Raw genomic sequence first — 5,489 nt, 5'->3', positions numbered from 1 at the left:
CTGGCCGGTCCGGTGTTTGCCGCCGCGGTGGTGCTCGATCCGGCCCGGCCGATCGAGGGCCTGGCCGACTCCAAGATCCTGACCGCGGCCCGGCGCGAGGCGCTGTTCGACGAGATCCGCTCGCGCGCGATGGCCTGGCATATCGCCTTTGCCACGGTCGAGGAGATCGACACGCTGAACATCCTGCACGCGACGATGCTGGCGATGCAACGCGCGGTCCACGGCCTGGCCGCCTGCGGCATCTCGCCGGACCTGGTGCAGGTCGACGGCAACCGCTGCCCGCACGTGCCGTATCCGGTCGAGGCGGTCATCAAGGGCGATGCCACCGTGCAGGCGATCTCGGCGGCATCGATCCTCGCCAAGGTCGCCCGCGATCGCGAACTGGTCGCGCTGCACGCGCAATATCCCGAATACGGCTTCGACAGCCACGTCGGCTACGGCACGCCGCAGCATCTGCTGGCGCTGGCGCGCTTCGGCGCCACGCCGCATCACCGCCGCTCGTTCGCGCCCGTGCGCGAGGCCCTGCTGCGCGGGCCGTTGGGCGCCGACGCCATGCTGCCGGTCGGCGAGCTGGACGGGGCGGCCGCGGGACTGCGGCCTTCGCCGGACGAACTGGCCGAGACCATCGATGCCTTCGACGCGCTCGATGCGATGGAAGCGATCGACGACGCCATCGGCGCGGCCGTCAGCCCCGGGCCGGCGCTGTCCTGAGCCGCTGCGGCATAACTTGGCGGCATAACCCTGCGGCATAACGCAGAACCACGTGGATTAACGTGAAGCACGTCAGCTCGCGCGACAACGCGCTGTTCAAGCATCTGAAGGCCCTGACCGGCTCGACCCATCAGCGGCGCAAGGCCGGCCAGTCGGTACTGGACGGCGTGCATCTGGCCGACGCCTATCTGGCTGCGCTCGGCCAGCCGGTCAGCTGCGTGGTGTCCGAGCGCCATCTCGATCATCCCGAGGTCGCCGCGCTGCTGGCCCGCATCGACGAGCAGCGCGTCGTGGTGCTGGCGGACGCGCTGTTCGCGCAGATCACCGGCGTGGTCAACGGCATTGACCTGATGCTGGTGATCGATACCCCGGCGGGCCATCTGCCCGCGCGCATCGACACCGACTGCATCGTGCTGGACGGCGTGCAGGATGCCGGCAACGTCGGCTCGATCCTGCGCAGCGCCGCGGCGGCCGGCATCCAGCATGCGTTCCTCGGTACCGGCTGCGCCTTCGCGTGGTCGACGAAGACGCTGCGCGCGGCGATGGGCGCCAACTTCCACCTGAATATCGTCGAGCACTGCACGGTCGAGATGCTGGCGCCGCGGCTCGCGGTGCCGCTGCTGGCGACCTCGTCGCACGCGGATGCGGCGCTGTTCGATACGGACCTGCGCGGGCCGGTCGGCTGGGTGGTCGGCAACGAAGGGGCGGGGGTCAGCGCGCAATGGATGGCGCTGGTGCAGCGCACGGTCGGGATTCCGCAGCCCGGCGGGCTCGAATCGCTGAACGTCGCCGCGGCTACCGCGGTGTGCCTGTTCGAGGCGGTGCGGCAGCGGCGGGGCTAGGGCGCCTCGTCGGCGTCGAGACTCGGCTGCTCCCCTCTACCGCAGGGGCGGGAGAGGGAGGCAACCCAATGGCCGATCAATAATTGTCCCGATCGACCTTGATCTCCTGCAGGATCGTGGTGGCGATTTCCTCGATCGACTTGTGCGTCGACGACAGCCATTTGATCCCCTCGCGGCGCATCATGATCTCGGCTTCGTTGACCTCATAGCGGCAATTTTCCAGCGAGGCGTATTTGCTGCCGGGACGGCGCTCATTGCGGATTTCCGACAGCCGCTGCGGGTCGATCGACAGGCCGAAGATTTTCGGCTTGAAATCGTACAGCGCGGACGGCAGCTTGCCGCGTTCGAAATCGTCGGGGATCAGCGGGTAATTGGCCGCCTTCAGGCCATATTGCATCGCCAGATACAGGCTGGTCGGGGTCTTGCCGCTGCGCGAGACGCCCACCAGGATCACGTCGGCCTCGGCCAGATTCTTGTGCGACTGGCCGTCGTCGTGGGCCAGCGAGAAATTGATGGCCTCGATCCGGTTCTTGTACGCCTCGGTATCGGCATTCTGGTGAAAGCGCCCGATCGCATGGGTCGATTTCAGGCCCAATTCCTTTTCGAGCGGCTCGATAAAGGTCTGGAACATGTCCAGAATCATGCCCTTGGCGCGGCGCAGCGCCTTGTTCGACTCGGCATTGACCAGCGTGGTGAAGACGATCGGCGGAACGCCTTCGGCATGGAAGGCCTCGTTGATCTTGCCGACCGCCATATGCGCCTTTTCCGGCGTATCGATAAAGGGCATTCGCACCTTGCGAAAGCGCATCTCGAACTGGGCCAGGATCGAATGACTGAAAGTTTCGGCGGTGATCCCGGTGCCGTCCGAGACGATAAATACGGTGCGGACGGCGGGCTTGTCGGCGCGCGGCGCGGCGGGGGAATCCATGTCTGAACAATTATTTGGGGCCTGCCGCACGCGAAAGTGCGGTGCGGCACGGTAGAATAGCGGCGATCTTTTCGCTAAGCAATTGCACGGCGCGCCACGCGCGGGACGATTCGAAGCGGGATTGTCGACAAAATGGCTCGACAGCATTCCGCCGATTCCATCGACCCGATCCGCCGCGAAGGGCGCGATGACCGCAATGACCGCAATGAGCGCGATGGCCGACCGGATGTCTCGATCGATATCGAAACCACGGTCCCCCGTGCCCCGGATTGTTTAGCAAAGCGATCCGCCCGGTAGCAGAACTCCAACCACATTCCGGCGTGAGCGACAGGTTTCCTACTTTGTTTTGAGGCATTTATGACCAACCTGGCAAATGACGGCGCCTACGTGCTGCCGTTCGAGCAGTTGCGCATGGCGGATGTGGAAGTGGTGGGGGGCAAGAATTCGTCGCTCGGCGAAATGATCTCCCAGCTGGCAGGCGCCGGCGTGCGCGTGCCCGGCGGCTTCGCCACCACCGCGCTGGCCTTCCGCGACTTCCTGGCCCACAACAACCTGACCCAACGCATCTCCGATCGCCTGAAGGCGCTCGACGTCGACGACGTCAAGGCGCTGGCCGAGGCCGGTGCCGAGATCCGCAACTGGGTCGCCACCGCACCGTTCCAGCCGCGCCTGGAACAGGAAATCCGCGAGCACTACGCGCGCGTCGCGGAGCGCGAGGGCGCCGAAGCGTCGTTCGCGGTGCGCTCGTCGGCGACCGCCGAGGACCTGCCCGACGCCTCGTTCGCCGGCCAGCAGGAGTCCTACCTGAACGTCAGCGGCATCGACGACGTGCTCGACAAGATCAAGCACGTGTTTGCCTCGCTGTACAACGACCGCGCGATCTCCTACCGCGTGCACAAAGGCTTCGCCCATGACGTGGTGGCGCTGTCGGCCGGCGTGCAGCGCATGGTCCGTTCGGACCTGGCCGCGTCGGGCGTGATGTTCACCATCGACACCGAATCGGGCTTCCCCGACGTGGTCTTCATCACCTCCAGCTACGGCCTGGGCGAAACGGTGGTGCAGGGCGCGGTCAATCCGGACGAGTTCTACGTCTTCAAGCCGACGCTGCAGGCCGGCAAGTACCCGATCATCCGCCGCTCGATCGGCTCGAAGCTGATCAAGATGGAATTCACCGCGCCGGGCGAAGCCGGCCGCGTCAAGACCGTCGACGTGCCGAGCGAACTGCGCAACCGCTACTCGATCACCGACGAGGACGTCTGCGAGCTGGCGCGCTACGCGATGACCATCGAGAAGCATTACGGCCGCCCGATGGACATCGAGTGGGGCAAGGACGGCAAGGACGGCAAGATCTACATCCTGCAGGCGCGTCCCGAGACCGTGAAGAGCCAGTCGGCCGGCAAGGCCGAGCAGCGCTTCAAGCTCAAGGGCACCTCGGCGGTGCTGGCCACCGGCCGCGCCATCGGCCAGAAGATCGGCACGGGTCCGGTCCGCGTGATCAACGACCCCAGCGAGATGGAGCGCGTGCAGCCTGGCGACGTGCTGGTTGCCGACATGACCGACCCGAACTGGGAACCGGTGATGAAGCGCGCTTCGGCCATCGTGACGAACCGCGGCGGCCGCACCTGCCACGCCGCGATCATCGCGCGCGAGCTGGGTGTGCCCGCCGTGGTCGGCTGCGGCGACGCCACCGATGTGCTGAAGGACGGCACGCTGGTCACCGTCTCGTGCGCCGAGGGCGACGAGGGCCGCATCTACGATGGCCTGCTCGAGACGGAGGTCACCGAGGTGCAGCGCGGCGAGATGCCGGAGCTCGACGTCAAGATCATGATGAACGTCGGCAATCCGCAGCTGGCCTTCGACTTCGCGCAGATCCCGAACAGCGGCGTGGGCCTGGCCCGCCTCGAATTCATCATCAACAACAACATCGGCGTCCACCCGAAGGCCATCCTCGACTATCCGCAGGTCGACTCCGACCTGAAGAAGGCCGTCGAGAGCGTGGCCCGCGGCCATGCCAGCCCGCGCGCCTTCTACATCGACAAGCTGGCCGAAGGCATCGCCACCATCGGCGCCGCCTTCTATCCGAAGCCGGTGATCGTGCGCCTGTCGGACTTCAAGTCCAATGAGTACAAGAAGCTGATCGGCGGCTCGCGCTACGAGCCGGACGAGGAAAACCCGATGCTGGGCTTCCGCGGCGCCTCGCGCTATATCGCCGAGGACTTCGCCGAGGCGTTCGAGATGGAATGCAAGGCCATGAAGCGCGTGCGCGACGAAATGGGCCTGACCAACGTCGAGATCATGGTGCCGTTCGTGCGCACGCTGGGCCAGGCCGAGAAGGTCGTCGACCTGCTCGCCAAGCACGGCCTGAAGCGCGGCGAGAACGGCCTGCGCGTGATCATGATGTGCGAGGTGCCGTCCAACGCGATCCTGGCCGAGGAGTTCCTGCAGTACTTCGACGGCTTCTCGATCGGCTCGAACGACCTGACGCAGCTGACGCTGGGCCTGGACCGCGATTCGGGCATGGAGCTGCTGGCCAAGGACTTCGACGAGCGCGATCCCGCGGTGCGTTTCATGCTGTCGCGCGCGATCTCGACCGCGCTTCGGCTGAACAAGTATGTCGGCATCTGCGGCCAGGGCCCGTCCGACCATCCGGACTTCGCCGCCTGGCTGGCCAAGGAAGGCATCAAGTCGATCTCGCTGAATCCCGATTCGGTGATCGACACGTGGCGGCAGCTGGCGTCGTAATTTCGATCGACAACGCCAGTCAACGGCACCGTCAGCCGCACCCTACCTCGGTCGGGTGCGGCCATGCCCCCGCAGGCGCCACGGCGCCGCGGGGGTTTTTCGCTTTGGCAGGGCGCGCCCGCGGTCGATGCACATGGGGCCGCGCCCGGCATCAGAACAAGAACAGCAACAACGATATCGAGGGGTGAATCGCCATGGCGGACTACCACATCTGGTTCGGCCTTGCGGTCCTGCTGGTCATTGCGGAACTGGCCAGCCTGACGCTG

Annotated in this window: 4 protein-coding genes; 3 read left to right on the top strand and 1 reads right to left on the bottom strand. The window is 66.0% G+C overall.

Annotated elements, in window-relative coordinates; translation table 11 throughout:
- The coding region (rnhB, locus tag AC6EI8_RS23640) for a ribonuclease HII (protein WP_498383036.1) at positions 1-711 on the top strand (711 nt) is incomplete at its 5' end.
- 62 nt (positions 712-773) lie between these two features.
- Positions 774-1,553: a TrmH family RNA methyltransferase gene (locus tag AC6EI8_RS23635; RefSeq protein WP_149319021.1), complete on the top strand. Its 780-nt coding sequence runs from the start codon at positions 774-776 to the stop codon at positions 1,551-1,553.
- A 76-nt stretch (positions 1,554-1,629) separates the two neighbouring features.
- Here the strand turns inward: AC6EI8_RS23635 and ppsR are convergent, their stop codons facing one another.
- Positions 1,630-2,481, bottom strand: coding sequence for a posphoenolpyruvate synthetase regulatory kinase/phosphorylase PpsR (gene ppsR, locus AC6EI8_RS23630; protein WP_149319020.1), 852 nt, complete (start codon positions 2,479-2,481; stop codon positions 1,630-1,632).
- Between the two features lie 357 nt (positions 2,482-2,838).
- Between ppsR and ppsA the strand changes: the two genes are divergently transcribed.
- Complete coding sequence (ppsA, locus tag AC6EI8_RS23625; RefSeq protein ID WP_149319019.1) at positions 2,839-5,223, top strand: phosphoenolpyruvate synthase; 2,385 nt, start codon at positions 2,839-2,841, stop codon at positions 5,221-5,223.
- Positions 5,224-5,489 lie beyond the last annotated feature (266 nt).

Source organism: Cupriavidus sp. R6-3 (assembly GCF_059772245.1).
The sequence above is the reverse complement of the archived record's forward strand: the minus strand, read 5'-3'. Positions and strand labels throughout refer to the sequence as shown.

Coding starts and splice junctions, on each gene's coding strand:
- ppsR (WP_149319020.1), bottom strand. CDS start 2,481: ATGGATTCCCCCGCCGCGCCGCGCGCCGACAAGCCCGCCGTCCGCACC.
- ppsA (WP_149319019.1), top strand. CDS start 2,839: ATGACCAACCTGGCAAATGACGGCGCCTACGTGCTGCCGTTCGAGCAG.